The sequence below is a fragment of the Rhizobium sp. CIAT894 genome, from assembly GCF_000172795.2.
Taxonomy (GTDB): Bacteria; Pseudomonadota; Alphaproteobacteria; order Rhizobiales; family Rhizobiaceae; genus Rhizobium.
On sequence record NZ_CP020947.1, the window covers coordinates 4,079,121 to 4,098,879 of the forward strand.

General features: G+C 60.7%; 19 protein-coding genes and 1 tRNA gene. 7 read left to right on the forward strand and 13 right to left on the reverse strand.

What is annotated here, in order from left to right; translation table 11 throughout:
- Nucleotides 1-166 precede the first annotated feature (166 nt).
- Together RHEC894_RS20045 and RHEC894_RS20050 are read left to right on the forward strand one after the other, a co-directional pair.
- Nucleotides 167-1,330 (forward strand): M20 aminoacylase family protein, encoded by a 1,164-nt coding sequence (locus tag RHEC894_RS20045; protein ID WP_085738578.1) that lies wholly within the window; start codon nucleotides 167-169, stop codon nucleotides 1,328-1,330.
- Between the two features lie 53 nt (nucleotides 1,331-1,383).
- A tRNA-Arg gene (locus tag RHEC894_RS20050) sits at nucleotides 1,384-1,460 on the forward strand.
- 191 nt (nucleotides 1,461-1,651) lie between these two features.
- On the opposite strand, the gene RHEC894_RS20055 is transcribed toward RHEC894_RS20050, so the two are convergent.
- The 4 genes from RHEC894_RS20055 to RHEC894_RS20070 form a co-directional block, all read right to left on the reverse strand.
- Nucleotides 1,652-2,419, reverse strand: a complete 768-nt coding sequence (locus RHEC894_RS20055) for a hypothetical protein (protein ID WP_245339485.1) — start codon at nucleotides 2,417-2,419, stop codon at nucleotides 1,652-1,654.
- 148 nt (nucleotides 2,420-2,567) lie between these two features.
- Entirely contained in the window at nucleotides 2,568-3,440 is an 873-nt protein-coding gene (locus RHEC894_RS20060; RefSeq protein ID WP_085738580.1) for a DUF3800 domain-containing protein, read from the reverse strand.
- Nucleotides 3,441-3,625: 185 nt separating this feature from the next.
- Complete coding sequence (locus RHEC894_RS20065; RefSeq protein ID WP_085738581.1) at nucleotides 3,626-4,207, reverse strand: hypothetical protein; 582 nt, start codon at nucleotides 4,205-4,207, stop codon at nucleotides 3,626-3,628.
- A gap of 203 nt (nucleotides 4,208-4,410) precedes the next feature.
- A complete protein-coding gene (locus RHEC894_RS20070) occupies nucleotides 4,411-4,929 on the reverse strand; it encodes a DUF2937 family protein (RefSeq protein ID WP_085738582.1) in 519 nt (172 codons plus the stop codon).
- Between the two features lie 166 nt (nucleotides 4,930-5,095).
- Here RHEC894_RS20070 and RHEC894_RS20075 point away from each other — a divergent pair, with 166 nt between their 5' ends.
- Complete coding sequence (locus RHEC894_RS20075; protein WP_085738583.1) at nucleotides 5,096-5,356, forward strand: hypothetical protein; 261 nt, start codon at nucleotides 5,096-5,098, stop codon at nucleotides 5,354-5,356.
- Nucleotides 5,357-5,461: 105 nt separating this feature from the next.
- Nucleotides 5,462-5,614 (forward strand): hypothetical protein, encoded by a 153-nt coding sequence (locus RHEC894_RS33075; protein WP_164517697.1) that lies wholly within the window; start codon nucleotides 5,462-5,464, stop codon nucleotides 5,612-5,614.
- A gap of 67 nt (nucleotides 5,615-5,681) precedes the next feature.
- On the opposite strand, the gene RHEC894_RS20080 is transcribed toward RHEC894_RS33075, so the two are convergent.
- Entirely contained in the window at nucleotides 5,682-5,960 is a 279-nt protein-coding gene (locus RHEC894_RS20080; RefSeq protein ID WP_085739065.1) for a BON domain-containing protein, read from the reverse strand.
- A gap of 65 nt (nucleotides 5,961-6,025) precedes the next feature.
- Entirely contained in the window at nucleotides 6,026-6,688 is a 663-nt protein-coding gene (locus RHEC894_RS20085) for a hypothetical protein (RefSeq protein ID WP_085738584.1), read from the reverse strand.
- Between the two features lie 366 nt (nucleotides 6,689-7,054).
- Between RHEC894_RS20085 and dxr the strand changes: the two genes are divergently transcribed.
- Nucleotides 7,055-8,245, forward strand: a complete 1,191-nt coding sequence (dxr, locus tag RHEC894_RS20090; RefSeq protein WP_085738585.1) for a 1-deoxy-D-xylulose-5-phosphate reductoisomerase — start codon at nucleotides 7,055-7,057, stop codon at nucleotides 8,243-8,245.
- Nucleotides 8,246-8,337: 92 nt separating this feature from the next.
- Here the strand turns inward: dxr and ugpC are convergent, their stop codons facing one another.
- The 7 genes from ugpC to hemA all read right to left on the reverse strand — a co-directional run bounded on the left by ugpC (nucleotide 8,338) and on the right by hemA (nucleotide 17,042).
- A complete protein-coding gene (gene ugpC / locus RHEC894_RS20095; RefSeq protein WP_085738586.1) occupies nucleotides 8,338-9,423 on the reverse strand; it encodes a sn-glycerol-3-phosphate ABC transporter ATP-binding protein UgpC in 1,086 nt (361 codons plus the stop codon).
- An 11-nt stretch (nucleotides 9,424-9,434) separates the two neighbouring features.
- Nucleotides 9,435-11,357: a glycoside hydrolase family 127 protein gene (locus RHEC894_RS20100; protein WP_085738587.1), complete on the reverse strand. Its 1,923-nt coding sequence runs from the start codon at nucleotides 11,355-11,357 to the stop codon at nucleotides 9,435-9,437.
- A gap of 20 nt (nucleotides 11,358-11,377) precedes the next feature.
- Nucleotides 11,378-12,241: a carbohydrate ABC transporter permease gene (locus RHEC894_RS20105; protein WP_085738588.1), complete on the reverse strand. Its 864-nt coding sequence runs from the start codon at nucleotides 12,239-12,241 to the stop codon at nucleotides 11,378-11,380.
- Nucleotides 12,238-13,155 carry a sugar ABC transporter permease gene (locus RHEC894_RS20110; RefSeq protein WP_004679642.1) on the reverse strand — a complete coding sequence of 306 codons (918 nt, stop codon included), beginning with the start codon at nucleotides 13,153-13,155 and terminating at the stop codon, nucleotides 12,238-12,240. Before RHEC894_RS20110 ends, RHEC894_RS20105 begins: the two co-directional genes overlap by 4 nt.
- Before the next feature lie 73 nt (nucleotides 13,156-13,228).
- Nucleotides 13,229-14,467, reverse strand: a complete 1,239-nt coding sequence (locus tag RHEC894_RS20115) for a sugar ABC transporter substrate-binding protein (protein WP_085739066.1) — start codon at nucleotides 14,465-14,467, stop codon at nucleotides 13,229-13,231.
- A gap of 54 nt (nucleotides 14,468-14,521) precedes the next feature.
- The gene (locus RHEC894_RS20120) at nucleotides 14,522-15,499 is read right to left on the reverse strand and encodes a LacI family DNA-binding transcriptional regulator (RefSeq protein WP_085739067.1); all 978 of its coding nucleotides are present in this window, start codon (nucleotides 15,497-15,499) and stop codon (nucleotides 14,522-14,524) included.
- A 328-nt stretch (nucleotides 15,500-15,827) separates the two neighbouring features.
- Nucleotides 15,828-17,042: a 5-aminolevulinate synthase gene (hemA, locus tag RHEC894_RS20125; protein ID WP_085739068.1), complete on the reverse strand. Its 1,215-nt coding sequence runs from the start codon at nucleotides 17,040-17,042 to the stop codon at nucleotides 15,828-15,830.
- Between the two features lie 326 nt (nucleotides 17,043-17,368).
- Here hemA and RHEC894_RS20130 point away from each other — a divergent pair, with 326 nt between their 5' ends.
- Both RHEC894_RS20130 and RHEC894_RS20135 read left to right on the forward strand, forming a co-directional pair.
- Nucleotides 17,369-17,626, forward strand: coding sequence for a YMGG-like glycine zipper-containing protein (locus RHEC894_RS20130; RefSeq protein WP_003567150.1), 258 nt, complete (start codon nucleotides 17,369-17,371; stop codon nucleotides 17,624-17,626).
- Between the two features lie 164 nt (nucleotides 17,627-17,790).
- Nucleotides 17,791-19,725 carry an autotransporter assembly complex family protein gene (locus RHEC894_RS20135; protein ID WP_206427881.1) on the forward strand — a complete coding sequence of 645 codons (1,935 nt, stop codon included), beginning with the start codon at nucleotides 17,791-17,793 and terminating at the stop codon, nucleotides 19,723-19,725.
- The last annotated feature ends 34 nt before the right edge of the window (nucleotides 19,726-19,759 follow it).

Here is a 19,759-nt window from a genome sequence, read left to right on the forward strand (position 1 = left end):
CGTCCTTCGAATATCAGGAAAATCTCGAAACCTTCCCCTATCTAGCCTATATGGCTATGACATGGCAAAGGTCATTGACTAAGTAATTTCCGAAAGCCTCATACCCAGCTTCACACCGTCGTGATGCGATGAAAGATTGTCGGGATTTCATAACAGGAACGCGAATATGCCGATTTTGAACAGAGCCGCGGAATTGCAGGACGAAGTCGCCGAATGGCGCCGCCACATCCACGCCCGGCCCGAACTGCTTTTCGCGGTGGAAAACACGGCCGCCTTCGTCGCTGAAAAACTCAAGGAATTCGGCGTCGACGAGATCGTCACCGGCATCGGCCGCACCGGCGTCGTCGGCCTGATCAGGGGCAAGGGCGAAGGCCGCCGCACCGTCGGCCTGCGCGCCGATATGGACGCCCTGCCGCTGACCGAAATCACCGGCAAGCCCTGGGCCTCGAAGACGCCGGGCAAGATGCATGCCTGCGGCCATGACGGCCACACCGCCATGCTGCTCGGCGCCGCGAAATATCTGGCGGAGACCCGCAATTTCAACGGCAATATCGCCGTCATCTTCCAGCCCGCCGAAGAAGGCGGCGGCGGCGGCAACCTGATGGTCAAGGACGGCATGATGGAGCGCTTCGGCATCGAAGAGGTCTACGGCATGCACAATCTGCCGGGCCTGCCGGTGGGCCAATTCGCCACCCGCAAGGGCGCGATCATGGCGGCGACCGACGAATTCACCGTCACCATCAAGGGCCGCGGCGGCCACGCCGCCCAGCCGCACCGGACGATCGACCCGATTGCGATCAGCGCCCAGATCGTCGCCAACCTGCAGATGATCGCCTCGCGCACCGCCGATCCGATCCGCTCGGTCGTCGTTTCGGTGACCAAGTTCAATGCCGGTTTCGCCCATAACGTCATCCCGAACGATGCGACCTTCGCCGGCACCGTCCGCACCCTCGACCCTGAAATGCGCACGCTCGCCGAGACGCGCTTCCGCCAGATCATCGAGGGCATGGTCGCAGCCCATGGCGCCGAGGCCGACATCAGCTTCAACCGCAACTACCCCGTCACCGTCAATCATCCCGACGAGACCGAGCATGCGGTGGCCGTCGCCGGCGCCATCGCCGGCGAGGGCAATGTCAACGCCGAGATCGATCCGATGATGGGCGGCGAGGATTTCTCCTATATGCTGAACGCCCGCCCCGGCGCCTTCATCTTCATCGGCAACGGCGACAGCGCCGGCCTGCACAACCCGGCCTACGACTTCAACGACGAAGCCATCGCCCACGGCATCTCCTACTGGGTCCGCCTCGCCGAACAACGCTTGGGTCTCTGACAAGAATTAAGGCTTGGCTTCCTGCCAAGCCTTTTGTATGCATGGCATCAAGTGGTCCCGTAGCTCAGCAGGATAGAGCACCAGATTCCTAATCTGGGGGTCACGCGTTCGAATCGCGTCGGGATCACCAATATTTTTCAAATACTTATACCTTTTAGTCTGCGAAGATGTGAAGCCGCATTTCGTTATTGGGTAACCAGTGAGTAACGGTCGCCTCGTGTGATGCTCTGCCGCGCAACCTTGATAGGAATGTTTTTTGGCGCGGCGCGACCGCAAATTCGCAAAAGAAATTCGAGGGGTCTTTTGTCGTCCAAGCTCCGGTCAAACTCGGAAGCGGTCGCCGTGAACGCCTTGGGGAATGTCGGCCTCACTGTGGCAAGCCAATAAGAGTAGGGCCATCGACATACGGAATGTCGCAAAGTGCGCGCTCATATTCATCGTATCCCCCGCATATACGCTGGAATATTCGAACTGGTCGGCCACCCGAAATTTACCCATTTCCAGCGTCTGACCTTCCCCGAATAGGGCAAGTGCGGCCTTCGGCATATCCCCGGTAAATGCATCGACATTGCTGAAACGAGCCACGACAACGACGCCGCCTTTGGGCACTATCTGCCGTGTGATCTCATAATGCAGGGCTAGCCCGAGTTTCACCGAGAACGCGGATATCGAGTCGGTGCATATAGGACCTCCAACATTGACGAAGTTCCACGATGGAAGCAAAGCAGCCTCCTTGCCGAGCCGATGCAAATGCCCGACCTGATCTGTCTCCATTTCGCGGGTAAAGCCGGGATTATGGCGCTCAGCTGCCCGCAACAATTTTTGGAATTCAGTGCGTTGCGTATTTGTGGTCGGCTTGGGATAAAACCGCGACAATACGGCAAAAATAGTCTCGGCTTTTCTGGTCGAGTCTTGGCACGGCTGGCAGGAGGAAAACTCTAGTCCCTTGGGCCGGTGCTTGCCGTAGAATAGAACCCGAGAGGGCATGTGATCAAGTGTGGTTGCTTGCGTAGTTCCTCCGCAAAAGACACAGAAGGGCTGAGCAGCGAGCATTCGTTGTGTGTGGGTGAGATTGCCGGGAGAGGTCAAGACTGGACTGGCTTCCTGTTATTCGGACTCGATGGCCCGCGACGTATTCGCACTAGCCTGCCTCATCTCCCGCGCGTCTCGAAACGGCATTAGTATCGAGGGAACCCTGAATTGCGCTCAGTGGGCGGAAGCGAGAAAGATAGGAAGCTCAAACGTCTACGACGTCATACCTGGTAGGCTTATTAAACGGGATGTCCGCTGGCTCCGGGACTGAATTCTGGTTTGGGAAAGGTGCCGAGGGAGGTAGAATGATAACCTCTCTACCTGACTGCCTTTTCGCCATTCGAGCAATGGTCGGCAGAAATTGCTCTTCGCTGAACTCAATGTCCATTGTGACTCGAGGTGATTGGTGAACCGCCGGCTTGGTAAACTCTTCGAAATCATGATGCAATATTCGCTGTGACGCGCCTCGGTCGGTCCATTCACGGACCCACCAAGTCCAAAAGTCAGCGGCCTGCAGTGGCGGTACGTCCTTGTCATTTTCGAATATAGGGATATCGGCATAACGATCGCGAACGCCATCCGGTCGATGAAAAATGTATTCTTGCCACATACGCTCGACCAACTTTCGGTCGGAAGTGTCATCCATATGGAAGTGAACTACCTCGTCCAACGGGATCAGTTTTTGGAGCTGCGGTCGCTCTAGATGGAATTTGTCCATGAGGCACCTAAATGCGATCCAATAATAGTTCACAGGGTCCCATTCGATCGCCGCACCTGGGACGTAAATTCGTGTTCTTGCGCGGTCGAACTCAGATCGATTGAAGCGGGCAGATATGAAAATAGGCACGTACTTACTTATTACCGAATAGAAGAAACCCACTTCTTCGATCCTGTGCGTCATTTCGGCCATATGGAAATATCTATGTCCATCGGCACCGATCCGTCCAAAGCGCTTTGTGAATAATTGCCATTCTGCCGAAAACTTTACCCAGTCGCTGTGAGTGGCGATGCAGCCGCCGATGACGTAAGCATCGCCGCCTGGGGTATAGCTTTCATCGATATAAGCATGCCAGGACAAGTGCTCTCCTATAGCTCGTAAACCTCCGCATCCTGCCGCTCACGCAGTCCCTTAAATGACGCACGCATATTGCCCCGCGATGTGCTCTGCTCGAGTGAGGTGGTGCCCGTCGAAATAGAGAAGATCGAACGCCATGAAGATTGCCTCGCGCAACGACCACCACCAACTCCCAAAACCACCGGGCCTCAGCCGCCAGCACTGTTTTTCGCACTGGATTCGCCGGCAAACAGCGCCCAGATCCCTAGACTCAGTCCAGCCAGTGCAGGAGCGCCAATGAGAACTCCAAAATATATTGTGATTGGGAGGTCGTGAATTCCTATAAATAATTCCTGCCCAGCACACTTATCAGCCATGTATCCTTTGAAAGGTTGGCACTTCCCGGCGTTAGGGAATAAAAAGAAAAGACCGTCAATAACAAGCAGGACACTCAGGCAGATGCCCATGCCGCGAAACACTTCCACGCCGGGACGCCTGAAAGACATGTCCGGTTTCGTTTTTTGAACGGACCACAGTAGCTTGCCGAGCAAGAAGCACGCACCCGTTCCGAGAAATTGAGCTATAATCAGAGCAAGTGTCTGGTGGATGACGGGCTTCACGATTTGGGCAGTGAGTGCTGCCATGAATGCCACCAGCCCCAGTACTGAAACAACTGAAGCCCACGTAACCCCGTCGCGTGTTACAACTGCACGGTAAAGACCATAAGACGCCCAAGCAGTCATGGCTATGGGAATGAGGCCGATGGGCCAAGGGAACGAGAGATCAAGCATGCCCTGACTATGCCTGATCACATGCGTTACTCAACCTGAAAGTCAGTTATGCACAAACATGACCCAGACGTTCTTCGTAGCGGTTGGTGGGGCCGGGCAAAGCGCGTCTAGTTGATCTTCAGCCAGTGCCTCACCCAAGCAACGGCCCCATCAGCGAAAGGCGGCCGGCTTATAGCGCCTCCGCAGATCGTCTCGCCGCTCGATTAGCTCAACCGTCGAACGCCCTTCGGTCTCCGCGCAACTCGCCGAACACCAAATCCCAACACCGCCGCCGCACCCCAGCCACCGACAAACCCAATCACACCCCAGACAAGACCCGCAAAGCTGACGGGCACACCCGGCACAAAATCCCGCCAGGTATTGGCGAAGACGACATCATCCGGCTCCCCCATCAGCACGAAGGGCTTGGCGACCGGGGCGGCGGTGCCGAGTTTCAGTTGCTGCGACAGCAGCGTTTCGTAGCGCGTGATCGTGCTCTGCATCGAGACGCCGCGGTCGCGCAGAAAATCGTCGGAGGATTGGGCGTAGGCGGTGAGCGCCTGCTGGCGATCGAGGTGGTGGTCGGCCGCCTGGCGGCTGAAATCTTCGACGATAACGCTGAGTTCGTCGACCGCGCCGCCGATCCGCTGGCGGTATTGCTGGGCAAATTCCGGCGCCTGCGAAAAGACCGTGCCGCCGGCAAGCCCCGCGACGATGGCGATGATCCTTGCAATCGGTCCCATTCTCGATGCCTCCGGCTATCCCCCAGCGCTAACGATTGGCGGCCGCAAAGGTTTCTTCACCGACACAATCGGTAACTCTATGTGATTGAACCGACAGCGCTTCCGGCGAGTTGATCCCACGACAACCGAGTTTCTTCCGTGAGCAACTGAGAAAGAGAGGCTTAACATGAAACAGTTCATACTCGCCTGTACGCTCGCTGCGGCGTCGGTCTTTTCCGCAATGCCGTCAGAGGCGGCGAGCGTCACCATCACCACGGACAATGCGCGTCCCTATTACGGCGATTCCGAACGCCCCTATTACCGCCACCGTCCGTATCACCGCACGTATGGGATGTCGCATCGCGTCTCGCGTGATTGCTTCACCAAGACGGAAGAGATCCGCCGTCATGGCCGTACGATCGTCAAAGAAACCCGGATCTGCCGATAGGCAATCCACGCACCAAGCCCGGCCGATCAGCCGGGCTTTTCATTTGATATGGGGATGCGGAACTTCGCCTTGTCGGCTGCGTTATAGGCGAAGGGAGTGACCATCATGCGTATCAAAATGACTCTTTTGGCTGCCGCCTATGTCGCCGTCAGCGCCATGCTGCTTGCCATCGCCTATCACCCGCAGGGCTCGGGCGCCATGCAGAAGACGGATCGCCTGGCCGGTTCGTCCTTCCTGGTCGAACGCTTCGCCGGTTGACCCCGGGTGATCCACCGGGCGCCGTCTATCGGCGCCGGGATGTTCCGATAACGATCACGGCGAGCCCTCAAGCCAAGGCTCCGCCGAGTAGGATGCGATTGTGCACCGACTGCACGCCTTCGACGGCTTTTGCGACAGCGCTCGCCCGTTCGATCTCGCCGACCGTGCCGACCGTACCGCTCAGCACCACCTGGTCATTCTCCATCGTCACCTCGACATCGGACGCATCGATGCCGCCGGCAATCGCAAGCGCATTGGCAACGGCTGCCTCGACCCGCGCGCGATTGGCGATTTCGACCTCCATTTCAGGCTCGAGCCCGTGAAATGTCTGCTCTTTGAAAACCATGATCCGTTGCTCCTTGAACCTCATCAAGGAAGAACGCTTGGCGGCGGAATTTGGTTTCAGCGCCGCTACCACTGCAGGCGATAGCGCAGATTGACGCTGCCGGCCTCGCTTTGTGAAAACGGATTGCTGACCGAGGCATCGAGATTGAGGTTCGGCAGGATGGCCTGGCCGACGGCCACCGTCGTCGAGAAATCACTGGCGGCATTGCCGCCAGCATTGCTGATGCTTGTGCCGGCCGAAAGCGAGGTTCCCGTCCAGGGATGGATCAGCTTCAGCGCCTGCGATGCCGTCACCGAGGTCTGCCTGGTATCGACCGCGTCAAACTGCACACTGATCGACCGGCTCGATTGCATGTCGAGTGAATCGGACAGGATCCAGTTGCGCGAGCGGCTGAGGGTCAGCGCGCCGCTGCCGCGCAGCGTATCGACACTGACTTTCGCGCCCCGCTGCGATTGGCCGGCCGGCGTGACGCTCGTCTTCACGATGCGGCCCCACAGCATGGCCTGGCCGGAATCGGGCAGCAAGGCTCCGCCCTTGGTCGAGGCGAGCGCGATATCGGCGCCGGCGCTGGTTTCCCATTCCGCCGGCAGGCGAAAACCCATCGTCGCCTTGTAGGACCGATCGGAGAGTTTTGCCGGCGACCAGATCAGCAGGTCATCCGCCCTCGCAGTGGCAGCGAGCGACGGCAGGATGGCGAAAAACATGCATGTAGTTTTGAATATCGTCATGACATAAGAACCGGAGCGGCAGCGCACGCAATGGGATCACGGCCAAGCCCGCGATAGAGATCACGGCCAAGCCCGCGATAGAGATCACGGCCAAGCCGCTCATCCAGGTTTCATCTTCGATTTCATGTTTGGCCGAAAGGCCGGCGGCACAAAGTGCCTTTGCGGGCGCCGCAGCGCCCCGAATTGCTCATGCCAGCGTGGCTGACCACGGGAATCTCGATTCCCCGAGCAGTGCTGTAAGGATCGCCTCCAGCCGCCCCGATGTAAACCCCTCGACGGCGGAAATCTGCTGCACTGCACACTTGCCGCCCCCTCCAAAGCCTAGTAGAGCCTGAGCCTACGAGAGAAATTTTCGCGAAATTCCACATGATGACCGGCAAAAGCGCGCCGCGGCGCCTCAGCATCTTCGGTTCGACGGGTTCGATCGGCCAGAATACACTCAATGTCGTCGATCATCTGGGCGGACGGGAGAACTTCGAAATTTCCGTGCTGACCGGCAACGGCAATGTCGAATTGCTGGCCCGGCAGGCGAAATCATCCGGCGCGCGGCTGGCGGTAACGGCAAACGACCGGCATTACGAATCGCTGAAGAGCGAACTTTCCGGCAGCGGCATTGCGGTTGCCTCGGGAAAATCCGGCCTGATGGAAGCCGCCGACCGCGAAGCCGACTGGGTGATGGCGGCGATCGTCGGCACCGCCGGCCTGGCGCCGACGCTTGCCGCGGCACGCCGCGGCGCCGATATCGCCCTCGCCAATAAGGAATGCCTGGTCTCGGCCGGTGATCTGTTCATCAAGGCGATCCACGAAGGCGGCGGCAGGCTGCTTCCGGTCGACAGCGAACACAATGCGATTTTCCAGGTGCTGGAGGAAAACCAGCGCCACGCCATCGAGCGCGTCATCCTGACGGCGTCGGGCGGTCCCTTCCGCACCGCCTCGCTCAGGGAGATGGCTGACGTGACGGTGGAAACCGCCCGTGCGCACCCGAACTGGTCGATGGGATTGAAGATCTCGATCGACAGCGCCTCGATGTTCAACAAGGCGCTGGAGATGATCGAAGCCCGGCATCTGTTCGGCCTGACGCCGGAACAGATCGAAGTCATCATCCATCCGCAATCGATCATCCATTCGATGGTCGGCTATACCGATGGATCGGTGCTGGCCCAGCTCGGCGCCCCGGATATGCGCACGGCGATCGGTTATGCGCTGTCCTTTCCGCGCCGGCCGAACCTGCCGATCGAGCGGCTGGATTTCGCCAGGCTCGCCCGGCTGGATTTCGAGGCGCCGGACGAGGTGCGTTTTCCGGCGCTCAGGCTGGCGCGGCTTGCAATGACGCGCGGCGGTGTTCAGGGCGCGGTGCTGAACGGCGCCAAGGAAGTGGCGCTCGAAGCCTTTATCGAAGGGCGGCTGCCGTTCCTCGCCATGGCCGAGATCACCGAGCGGGTCATGGACGATCTGGCCGGCCTGCCGCCGGCCACCACCATGGACGATGTCTTTGCCGCCGACAGGCAGGCGAGGCAAAGGGCGGCTGATCTGATGAGCCTGGCGATCGCCGGCTGAAGGCTGCGTCTTTGTTTTCCGCATGTCGTTGGCGGCAAAAGCGCTTCGCGCTTTGCCTGGGAAAACCGCTGCACACTTTTGCGCGACATGCTCTACCGCAGCCGATTGCCGGCCTCGTCGAACAATCGGCAATCGGCGGGTTCGAACAGCAGGCCGACTTCTTCGCCCGCCGCAATGCCGACCGGCGAACGGTGCTCGACGGTCAGCGACTGGCCATCGGCAAGCTGGCAATAGAGATATTGCGTTCCGCCGAGATATTCCGAAAAATCGACCCTGGCCGACAGGCGGCCCGATGGATCGGATGCCAGCTTCAGATGTTCCGGCCGCAGGCCGAGCGTGACCGCGGCCCCCGCCGGCCTGTCTGCCGCCCGCAGGCCGCTTTCGATGCGCCGGCCGGCGACTTCCACCAACCCTCCATCGCTCCAGCAGGCATTCAGCAGGTTCATCCGCGGTGAGCCGATGAAGCCCGCCACGAAGGTATTGGCGGGATCCTCGTAGATCTGCCGCGGCGTTCCGGCCTGCTCGACCCGGCCGTCGCGCAGCACGACGATCTTGTCGGCGAGCGTCATCGCCTCGGTCTGGTCGTGGGTGACATAGATCATCGTATTGCCGAGCTCGCGATGCAGGCGGGCGATCTCGATGCGCATCGAAACGCGCAGTTCCGCATCGAGATTGGAAAGCGGTTCGTCGAACAGGAAGACATCCGGCTTGCGCACGATCGCCCGGCCGATCGCCACACGCTGACGCTGGCCGCCGGAAAGCTGGCCCGGCCGCCGGTCGAGAAGATGGTCGATCTTCAGGATGGCGGACGCGGCCTTCACCCGAGTCTCGATCTCAGCCGGCTGGGTGCGCGCCATCTTCAGCCCGAAAGCCAGGTTGTCGCGCACGCTCATATGCGGATAGAGCGCATAGGACTGGAAAACCATGGCGATGCCGCGCTCGGACGGATCGAGATCGGTGACCATGCGTCCCTTGATCTCGACCTCGCCGTCGGTCACGTCTTCGAGGCCGGCGATCATGCGAAGCAGCGTCGATTTTCCGCAGCCGGACGGGCCGACGAAGACGACGAATTCCCCTTCTTCGATCGTCAGGTCGATGCCGTGGACCACCTGCAGATTGCCATAGCTTTTTCGCACGTCCTGGAGCACGACGCTCTTGTTAGCCATACCGTTCGTCATCCCCAAACGACCTACTTGTCCGCCTGGACCCAGACGAGCATCTCTCCGGGCGCGCGGTTATCCCAGAGATGATAGGGCACGAAACGCGCCGTGGCGACCTGCCTTTCGGCCGGCGCCTTGCGATAAAGCGGCGCGCCCCAGTTCGACGTTTCCTCGCGCTCGACCTTGAGATCGAGGGCAACGGCATCGTTGAGGTCCTTCAGCACGACGGTTTCGGCCGCCGGCAGTTCGCGCGGCAGGACGATGGCATTGAGATCCTGGCCATTGTCCGTCGTCTCGACGCAATAGACCAGCGGGCCGCGCATCAAGGCGACGCGGCCGGCATCCTGGCGCACCTTCGGATTGGCATATTGCGGGCGAAGCGAAAGCGGCAGGAAAAGATCGACACGATCGCCATCGGCCCATTGCCGATCGATCCTGGCATATCCGTCACGGACAGCGGCGCCGAGATCGAGCTTTTCTCCGTTGACGCTGAGGGTGGCACCTTCAGCCCAATCGGGAATGCGCAGCGACAGGGCGAATTTTGCCGGCTTCTCCAGCCTGGTGGTGAAGGCAACCGCACCGTCCCACGGATAGTTGGTCGCCTGCTGGAGTTCGACCGCAGCGCCGTTGGCAAGCTTCAGCCGGGTGGTGCTCTCGCCATAGAGATGCACGGCGATTTCATCGTCGGCAACCGCATACATATAGGAGCCGATCGAGGTCACCAGCCGGGCGATATTGGGCGGGCAGCAGGGGCAATGATGCCATTTCCAGCGGTGGTGCTTGCCCGCACTTTCGAGCGGATTGTCGTAGAAGAAGGTCTTGCCGTCGGTGGAAAGGCCGGGCAGCGCGCCGTTATAAAGCGCCTGCTCCATGATGTCGGCGTAACGCCGGTCCGGCCCGCGCCCGAGCATGCGGCTTGCCCAGAAGACCAGGCCGACGGAGGCGCAGGTTTCCGCGTAGGCCGTGTCGTTGGGCAGGTCGTAATAGTCGGTGAAACCTTCGTTGGACGCCGCCGGGCCGATGCCGCCGGTAATATACATCTGCTTGGTCGTCAGATCATCCCAGAGCGTTTCCAGCGCCGCCGTCAGGCTGTCGTCCTTATATTCGGTGGCGATATCGGCCATGCCGGAATAGAGATACATGGCGCGCACCGCATGGCCGACGACCTTCGTCTGCTCGCGCACCGGCTGGTGCGCCTGGCCATATTCATAGGTCTTCTGATGGAAGTCGGCAGCGCTCCGGCCGTCGCGAGCGGCTTCGGCCGTGAAGAAGTGCGGCTCGGTACCGCGCTCGTCGATGAAATATTTCGACAGGTCGAGATATTTCTTCTCGCCGGTGACGCGGGCGAGCTTGACCAGCGCCAGCTCGATTTCCTCATGGCCGCAATAGCCTGATATCTGGCCTTCGCCATGGCCGAAGATCTTGATCATGTAATCGGCAAAGCGGCACATGATATCGAGCAGCTTGCGCTTGCCGGTCGCCTGGTAATAGGCGACCGCAGCCTCCATCAGGTGGCCGGCGCAATAGAGCTCGTGATGGTCGCGCAGATTGGTCCAGCGGCGGCTTGGCTCGACGCGCTGGAACCAGGCATTGAGATAACCGTCCTTATCCTGCAGCTTCTCGTACATGTCGATGATTTCGTCGGCACGCGCCTCCAGCTTCGGGTTCGGCCGGCGATAGAGCGAATAGGCGATGGTCTCGATCGACTTGCCGAGGTCGGAATCCCAGAACATCTGCGTCGTGCCGCCCCAGGGCTGAATGGGAATGACGACGCCGGGGCTCGGCTGGGAGACATCGATCGCCTTCAGCATGCCGGCCTCGACGCAGCGGTCGAGCAGGGTTTCGGCGGTGGAATTGCAGACGGCGTCCTGCCATTTGCCCCAGAAGCCGCCAAGCTCGACATCGGGAACGGCGACGGGACGAAACTGGCGGTCGTTGCTTGATTTGGTCATGGGTTCCACTTTCCCTAGGGTTATTTCACCGCGCCGGCCATCAGCCCGCGCATGTAGTAGCGTTGCAGGAGCAGGAAGACGATCAGGCAGGGGATCGTCATGACGACGACGCCGGCCTGCACCGCTCCCCAGTTGATGGCGCCGAGCCGCCCGGCGCGAACCGCCGTCATCAGCACCGGCAAAGTGTATTTCTCGTTGCTGGAGAGCAGCACGAGGGCGGCCAGAAACTCGTTCCAGGCATTGAGGAAGGCAAAGATCGCCACCGTCGCCACGCCGGGAAGCACCAGCGGCAGCAGGACGCGCGCAAGCAGCTTGAGGTCGCGCGCGCCGTCGATGCGCGCGGCTTCCTCGATTTCCTTCGGCACCGCATCGAAGGCGTTGCGCATCATGAAGACCGAGAAGGGCAGTTGCAGCGTCACATAGACGAGCGTCAGCCCGATGAGCGAATTGTTGAGGCCGAGTTTTGCCAGGATGATGAAGAGCGGCGTCAGGATCGACTGGAACGGGATCATCAGCGTGGCGATGATCAGCACGAAGAGCGCATTCTTCATCGGAAAGCGGTAGCGCGAGAAGCCGTAGCCGGCGAGCAGGCTGACGGTAACGGTCAGCATCACGGTGGCGACCGAAACGAACAGCGAATTGATCATGTGCCGCCAGATGCCGGCGCCGAACGTATCGAGCAGCGCATAGGCATCGAAGCTGACGCCCGAGCTCGGCCATGGCGGCAGAGGCGGCAGGCTGGCCTCCGCACCCGGCCGGAAGGAGGCAAGCAGCGTGATCGCGAAGGGGGCGAGAAAGAAGATCGAGATGGCGATGCCGGTGAGATGATAGGCCGACTTCACGCGGAGCGCCTTGCGGGCGCGGCGTTGCCTTGAGGTGCTCATGGGCGCTCCTCCCCGACGCGCAGCAGCCAGAGCTGCACGATGCTGATGGCCATCAGGATGGCGAGAAGCACGATCGAGAGTGCGGCGCCATAACCGAGATTGAACGACACGAAGGACTGGTTGAAGATGTAATAGACCACCGAGATCATCTTGTTCTGCGGTCCGCCCGCCGTCATGATGTAGAACTGGTCGAAGGCGAGGATCGAGCCGGTGACCGAGACGATCAGCGCCAGCGCGATCGTCTTGCGCATCAGCGGCAGCGTCAGATGCCGGAAACGCTGCCAGCGGCCGGCGCCGTCGATGCGGGCGGCCTCCGTCAGCTCGGATGGAATGGCCTGCAGCCCGGTCAAAAGAATGATCATGGTGAAGCCGGCGATCTTCCAGACGACCATCACCACCACGGTCAGGAAGGCGGTGTCGAAGGTCGCAAGCAGATTGGGGCTCTTCTCCACAAGACCGAGCGCTTTCAGGGCCGGGCCGATGAAGCCGCTGTCGACATTGGCAAGCCAGACCCAGAGCAGCGAGGCGGTCGCCAGCCCGACCACGACGGGCAGGAAGATGATGGTACGATAGGTGCTGACGAACTGCCGTTCCTTCTCGACGAAAATGGCCAGCGGAAAGGCGACGGCGAAGATCGCGATGGTGACGATCACGGTATAATAGGCGGTGAAACTCAGCGCCGTCATGAAGCGGGTGTCGTTGACCATGCGATAATAATTGTTGAAGCCGATCCAGCGCGACGCCCCCATCAGCGGCCAGTTGTGCAGGCTCATCCATCCGGTAAAGACGACCGGCATGACGAAGAAGACGATGACCAGCGCCATGGCCGGCGCGATATAGGCAAGGCCGCGCCAGTTCGATTGGCGCCGTCGCCTGCGCCGAGGCAATAGGGTCTCTGAACCGGAACCGGTCATCAAACGCTCCGCATCTGTCAATTGAAATTGGCCGGGAAGCTGCCACCGCTCCCCGGCCGCGGCCTTGGGAGAGTTATTGGCCGCTATCGATGATCGATTGCATTTCTGACTGGGCGCTGGAGAACGCACCGTCGACATCGTCGCCGAAGATCGCGGCATTGGTAAACGTTGCCCACGGGCCGTTGGCGCTGTTGATCAGATCGTTGAACTGCAGCGTATAGGGCGTCTTGGCCACGCTGATCGCCTTGAGACCGACCTGCATGCGCGGATCGAGACCTTCCAGCACCTTGTCGGCGATATCGCCGCGGGTCGGCAGGCTGCCATATTTCGCCATGATCTTCTGGCCGTCCATCGAATAGATATATTCGAGGAACTCCTTCACCGCGTCGATCTTCTTGGTGCCCTTGGTGATGACGAAATTGTCGCCGCCGGCAAAGGACGACGGCTTGCCGTCGACGCCGGGAATGAGGGTGACGCCGAAGTTGATGTCGGGATGCTGGGTCACCAGCGTGCCGATCGCAAAGGCGCCGAGGCTCTGCTGGCCGATCTTGCCGTTGGTAAACGTCAGGAAGTTGGCGCCGTTGTCGCTGGCCGCACCCGCCGGCACCAGGTCCTTCTTGACCATGTTGCGGTAGATATCGACGGCCTTGCGCATCTGAGGCGTATCGAGCGTCGCTTTCTTGCTGTCGGCCGACAGGATATCGGCGCCGGCACCCCAGGTGAGCGGCGTGAAGGTGAAGATCATGCAGCCGCCGCAGCCGCCGCCGGAGAAATAGAAGCCGTAGGTATCGTCACCGAGAGCCCGGATCTTCTCGGCATTGGCGGTGATTTCATCCCAGCTCGCCGGCGCCTTCTCCGGGTCGAGGCCGGCCTTTTTGTAGAGATCCTTGTTCCAGGCGAAGACCGACGTCTCCACAGAAAGCGGCAGGCCGTAGACCCGATCCTGGTAGGTGCCGAGGCGAACATGCGAGGGCGAAAGCGAATTGAAATAGGGAAGCGATTTCGCCCAGTCCGTCAGGTCTTCCAGCTGGCCGGCCGCAGCAAAAGCGGGATTGTAGATCAGGTCCATCGACAGTGCGTCCGGCGCCTGCCCGCCGGCGATCGCCGTCGCATATTTCTGCACCAGCTCGGAGAACGGCACTTCGGTCACCACGACCTTGTTGTCGTGGCTGGTATTATAGGCTTCGACGACCTTCTTGAAAGAGTCGCCGATGCCCGTGCGAACCCACATTTCGACGTTTTCGGCGGCTGATGCGGCCGACACCAGACACAAGGTAGCGATGCCGGTCGCCGCCAATAGACGCTTGATCATGACATTCCTCCCGATATGGCGCATCTCCCTGCGCCTTTGCTCATTTCCTGGTTCTCATTCCTTGGGGGCATTGCCCCCGCATGATTGCCGGACGATCAGCCGGCACGGCAATTTCCGGACACCCGGCTCGACGGGCCGTCCTTCCGCAAGCGCCAGCACCGTCAATCCGGCCTGCCGCCCGAGCTCCTTCAACTCCATATCCACCGTCGTCAGCGGCGGCCGTGTCTGGGCCGCGACAATCTCCCAATTGTCGAAGCCGATCACCGAAACGTCCTGCGGCACCTTGACGCCGCGCTCGCGCAGCGCGTCCACCGCGCCGCGGGCGATCTGGTCGTTGCCGCAGAAGAGCGCGTCAGGTTTTTCTCCCGGCCTCTTCCAGAGCTGTTCGACCGCCTCATGGCCCCAGCTTTCCGACCAGACGCCGTAAAGCACCGGCTCGCGATGGCCTGCCACCTCATGATAGGCACCGGCTCGTTCGCGCACCGAGAAGAACTCCTCCGGCCCGGTGATATGCGCGATCCGCCGCCGCCCGGCCTTGACGAGCCATTCCACCGCCAGTCGCGCACCCTGCTCGTCGTCCGAACGGAAGGTCACGCTGTTCTGCGTCCCCTCCGTGAAGGCGTAGACGACAGGCACATGCAAATTCGACAGGTCGACAGGCAGACGCCTGTCCAGCCGCTTTCCCGTGGCGATGATGCCGTCGACCTGCTTGTCCAGCATCGCATCGACATGGATCTGGGCGAGCGCCGGATCGTCTTCGATGGCGCACAGGAAAACCGAGACCCCGTGATCGACGAGGGCGTCCGAAATACCCGCCATCACAGGCAGCGTGAAACGACCGTAAGTGTCGTTGGTCAAGAGCCCGATGGTGAAGCTGCGTTTGCTGAGGAGCCCTCTCGCCAGCGCATTCGGCCGATATCCGATTTCACCGGCGATCCGCTTCACCCGCTCGCGGGTTTCCGCTCCCATCCGGCCGGTGTCGTTGAGCGCCTTCGACGCCGTCGAAATGCTCACCCCGGCAGCCGACGCCACCTCATGGATGGTGATCCTGCCTCTTTTTCCTCCCGATATGTTCAGAACGTCCTCCTTCTGAAGCGGCTTGAGAAAAGCTTTCACCAGCCTTACTGTCAAGTGAGAAAAGGTTTTCTCATGCAATTCGAAAAATGGAGGGAGGTGCGGCGCTGCGGGGACGGTGTGAAGGAAAGACCGAGCACAGCTTCTCACTGCGGCAGCACCGGATGCTGCTGCTGGGGCGATCGGGGGTTTGTGGCGGGAACTTGCGCGCGCAAAAGCGAGCGCGAATCAGAACCTCCGGCGGAGGTCCTGATTCGCGGCTTGAACCCGGGCGATCATCGAAAGATCAGGCGACGTGCCTTGCCAGCGCACAGCGCGACCAGAGCGAATGCAGGGCGTCGACGAGATGGGCGATATCGGCGTCGGAATGCAGCGGCGTCGGCGTGATACGCAGCCGCTCGGTCTTCTTCGGCACGGTGGGATAGTTGATCGGCTGGACATAGACGCCGCAATTGTCGAGCAAGAGGTCGGAGATCCACTTGCACTTGGCCGCATCGCCGACCAGCACCGGCACGATATGGCTCGGATTGGGCATATGCGGAATGCCGTTCTGATCGAGCAGCGAGCGGAGTTTGCGGACGCGATCCTGATGGCGGGCGCGCTCGAACTGGCTGACCTTCAGGTGCTGGATCGAGGCCACCGCACCGGCGGCGAGCGCCGGCGGCAGCGCCGTGGTGAAGATGAAGCCGGAGGCGAACGAGCGGATGAAATCGCACAGCGCCGTCGAGGCGGCGATATAACCGCCCATCACCCCGAAAGCCTTGCCGAGTGTGCCTTCGATGACCGTCAGCCGGTGCATCAGCCCTTCGCGCTCGGCAATGCCGCCGCCGCGCGGGCCGTACATGCCGACGCCGTGGACTTCGTCGAGATAGGTCATCGCGCCGTATTTGTCGGCGAGATCGCAGATCTCCTTGATCGGGGCGATGTCGCCATCCATCGAATAGACGCTTTCGAAGGCGATCAGCTTCGGCGCCTTCGGATCGGCGGCTTTGAGCTTGGCTTCGAGATCGGCGACGTCGTTATGCTTCCAGATCACCTTGTCGCACTTGGCGTAGCGGATGCCCTCGATCATCGAGGCATGGTTCAGCGCATCGGAGAAAATGACCAGGCCGGGAATTTTGGCGCCGAGCGTGCCGAGTGCCGCCCAGTTGGAGACATAACCCGAGGTGAAGATCAGGGCCGATTCCTTGCCGTGCAGATCGGCAAGCTCACGTTCGAGCAGGACGTGGTAGTGGTTGGTGCCAGAAATATTCCGGGTGCCTCCCGCACCCGCGCCACAGTGGTCGATGGCGGCTTTCATCGCCTCAATCACCTTCGGGTTCTGGCCCATGCCGAGATAGTCGTTGGAGCACCAGACCGTGACTTCCTTCTCGCCGTCGGCGGTGTGACGCGTCGCGCGGGGAAAATGGCCGCGCTGACGTTCGAGATCGGCAAAAACGCGGTAACGGCCCTCGGCATGAAGCCCGCCCAGTTCGTTTTTGAAAAATGCTTCGAAATCCATCATATGCTCCAGTATCGCGCGGCCGTTCTTGCCGACCGGACGTCCGCGCGTCAATGCTTACGCTTTGCTTTACCATCAACTGCGGCAAAAGGCCCAGTTTTTTGAATGATTCCAGATAAAAAATATAGGACCCGCAATTGATGAAATCGACGCGGTAAATGCGACGGCAATTCGCCGCGCTTACGCGGTCGCCGACATTGCTCCTGCCGCAAAAAAATCAGGACAATGGTGGACAACCCTTTCTTCCGACATAGTTTTCGAGCTAGCGTGCGAAAAAACAATAGGGACGGCCTATGCCCGTTGGGCGACAACCCAGGAGAAAAAAGATGAAAAAAGCTGTCATACTCGCATTGATCGGCCTGTCGATCGCAAGCTGCACCCCGACTCAGCAGGGGGCCGGCATCGGCGCCGCATCCGGTGCGGTCATCGGCGGCGTCGTCACCGGCGATGTTCGCGGCGCAGCAGTCGGCGCCGCTATCGGCGGCGTCTCCGGCGCCCTGATCGGCAGCGTCGCCGAACAGCCCGGCCAGTGCTACTATCGCGACCGCTATGGCCGCCGCTACATCGATGCCTGCCCGCGCTGAGACGCCTGCAGACCGAAAAATTCAGGAAATCCCGGACACACATCCGGGATTTTTTGTGCTGAATAACGCGCCGGCAATTTAAAATGGTACACCCGGCGCGATTTTGCCGCTAAGCTGTTCACGGCTGGGCAACGAAGCTTCATTGTAGACTTAAAAAGCGGCGGATGCGGATTAGAGGGACAGGCCCGAAAAGAGGTACTGCGTATCGGCGAACAGGCACCATGATGGTGGTCGCAGCGACAGCTGCGTTCTCACCGGTCCTGATCGGCGACGCTTACGCCTTCAAGCTTTTCGGCATCACCATCTTCGGCAAGGAAAAGGACGAAGGCGAACAGGTGCCCGATCCGGTGCGCTACCACGTCGATCTCAAAGCCGATACCGCCGATCCCGACCTGAAGGAAGCGCTGGAAAACAGCTCCCGCCTCGTGAGCGACCAGAAGCAGCCGGTTTCCGGCGATCTCGGCATCGTCGTCAAGGCCCGCGACGACCGCGAACGGCTGATCGCCACCCTCTATGAAAAGGCCCGTTACGGCGGCGTGGTGACGATCACCGTCGACGGCAAGAATATCGACGACCTGCCGCCCAATCCGACCTTCGACCGGGCGGGCCCGGTCCCCGTCACCGTCACCGTCGACATTGCGCCCGGCCCGGTTTTCAAGGTCAGAGAAGTCCAGTTCGGCGGCGATGCCGCAAACCACAATCCCGCCGATTATAATCTTGCCCCGGGTGCTGAGGCCGGCTCGCTTGCCATCATCAAGGCCGGCGACAAGATCGTCGAGCAGTTGAAGAGCGAGGGCCGGCCCTTTGCCAAGCTGACCGAACGCAAGGTCGTCGCCGATCACAGAAGCGACACCGTCGATATCGTCCTTGCCGCCGAGGGCGGTCCGGTCGCTCCGATCGGCGATATCGGTGTTTCCGGCGAAAAGACCGTCAAGCCGGCTTTCATTCAGCGTTATTCCCGGCTGAACAAGGGCGAGGCCTATTCCCCGGAAGCGCTGAAGAAAGCCGGCGAGCGGCTTCGTGCTCTCGGCGTCTTTTCGAGCGTCACCATTCACGAAGGCGATGCGCTGGCGGCTGACGGCACCTTGCCGATGACGATCGAGGTGTCCGAAGGCAAGCAGCGCTATTTCGGTGTCGGCGCGCAATATTCCACCACCGACGGTTTCGGCGTGCAGGGCTATTGGGGCCACCGCAACCTGTTCGGCGAAGCCGAAACGCTGCGGATCGAGGGCTCGGTTTCGCGGCTTGGCGAAACCACCGATATCGGCAGCCTCGACTATTCCGCCGGTATCCTCTTCACCAAGCCCGGCGCCTTCTTCCCGGCCGCCACCCTGAAGGCCGGCATCGTCGCCAAGACCGAAAATCCGGATGCCTATAATGCGACGCTCGTTACCGCCTCGCTCGGCCTTTCCTACGAGCTGACCGACCGGGACACGGTCTCGGCAAGCGGCGAGCTCAGCTGGGAACGCGACGACGACGCCTTCGGTACGAATGACTATCTGACCTTCACCCTGCCGCTTCAATATGACCGCGACGCCCGCGACGACAAGTTCAACCCGACGGAAGGCTACCGCGCGACATTCTCGGCCAAGCCCGGCTACGAAATCTTCAACGCCACGCCCTATGCGGCGTTCGAGGGCTCGATTTCAGGCTATCTGCCGTTTGGCCAGGAAGACGGCTTGGTGCTGGCCGGCAAGGTTGCCGCCGGTGTCCTGGTCGGCGGCGGCGGCATCGAGAACATTCCCGCCACGCAGCGCTTCTTTGCCGGCGGCGGCGGCTCGGTGCGCGGATACAGCTATCAGGAAATCTCGCCCTATAACGACAATGGCGATCCCACAGGCGGCCGCTCCTACGTGACCGGTTCGCTGGAGGCCCGCATCAAGATCACCGATACGATCGGCGTCGTGCCCTTCATCGATGTCGGCACCGTCTCCGACAGCACCTTTCCGGGTTTTTCCGATATCCGCGCCGGCGCCGGCGCGGGAATACGATATGCGACGCCTTTCGGCCCGCTGCGGCTTGATTTTGCCATGCCGCTGAACAAGTACGAAGGTGGCACAGATTACGGAATCTATGCGGGCATCGGTCAATCCTTCTAGATTTGCCGTTAACTGCGTTTTTCGATCTGTGGCC

What these genes read in the sequence shown, in the direction of transcription:
- RHEC894_RS20045 (WP_085738578.1), top strand. Translation starts at nt 167, where the DNA reads ATGCCGATTTTGAACAGAGCCGCGGAATTGCAGGACGAAGTCGCCGAA.
- RHEC894_RS20065 (WP_085738581.1), bottom strand. Translation starts at nt 4,207, where the DNA reads ATGCTTGATCTCTCGTTCCCTTGGCCCATCGGCCTCATTCCCATAGCC.
- RHEC894_RS20070 (WP_085738582.1), bottom strand. Translation starts at nt 4,929, where the DNA reads ATGGGACCGATTGCAAGGATCATCGCCATCGTCGCGGGGCTTGCCGGC.
- RHEC894_RS20075 (WP_085738583.1), top strand. Translation starts at nt 5,096, where the DNA reads ATGAAACAGTTCATACTCGCCTGTACGCTCGCTGCGGCGTCGGTCTTT.
- RHEC894_RS33075 (WP_164517697.1), top strand. Translation starts at nt 5,462, where the DNA reads ATGCGTATCAAAATGACTCTTTTGGCTGCCGCCTATGTCGCCGTCAGC.
- RHEC894_RS20080 (WP_085739065.1), bottom strand. Translation starts at nt 5,960, where the DNA reads ATGGTTTTCAAAGAGCAGACATTTCACGGGCTCGAGCCTGAAATGGAG.
- RHEC894_RS20085 (WP_085738584.1), bottom strand. Translation starts at nt 6,688, where the DNA reads ATGACGATATTCAAAACTACATGCATGTTTTTCGCCATCCTGCCGTCG.
- dxr (WP_085738585.1), top strand. Translation starts at nt 7,055, where the DNA reads ATGATGACCGGCAAAAGCGCGCCGCGGCGCCTCAGCATCTTCGGTTCG.
- ugpC (WP_085738586.1), bottom strand. Translation starts at nt 9,423, where the DNA reads ATGACGAACGGTATGGCTAACAAGAGCGTCGTGCTCCAGGACGTGCGA.
- RHEC894_RS20100 (WP_085738587.1), bottom strand. Translation starts at nt 11,357, where the DNA reads ATGACCAAATCAAGCAACGACCGCCAGTTTCGTCCCGTCGCCGTTCCC.
- RHEC894_RS20105 (WP_085738588.1), bottom strand. Translation starts at nt 12,241, where the DNA reads ATGAGCACCTCAAGGCAACGCCGCGCCCGCAAGGCGCTCCGCGTGAAG.
- RHEC894_RS20110 (WP_004679642.1), bottom strand. Translation starts at nt 13,155, where the DNA reads ATGACCGGTTCCGGTTCAGAGACCCTATTGCCTCGGCGCAGGCGACGG.
- RHEC894_RS20115 (WP_085739066.1), bottom strand. Translation starts at nt 14,467, where the DNA reads ATGATCAAGCGTCTATTGGCGGCGACCGGCATCGCTACCTTGTGTCTG.
- hemA (WP_085739068.1), bottom strand. Translation starts at nt 17,042, where the DNA reads ATGGATTTCGAAGCATTTTTCAAAAACGAACTGGGCGGGCTTCATGCC.
- RHEC894_RS20130 (WP_003567150.1), top strand. Translation starts at nt 17,369, where the DNA reads ATGAAAAAAGCTGTCATACTCGCATTGATCGGCCTGTCGATCGCAAGC.
- RHEC894_RS20135 (WP_206427881.1), top strand. Translation starts at nt 17,791, where the DNA reads ATGCGGATTAGAGGGACAGGCCCGAAAAGAGGTACTGCGTATCGGCGA.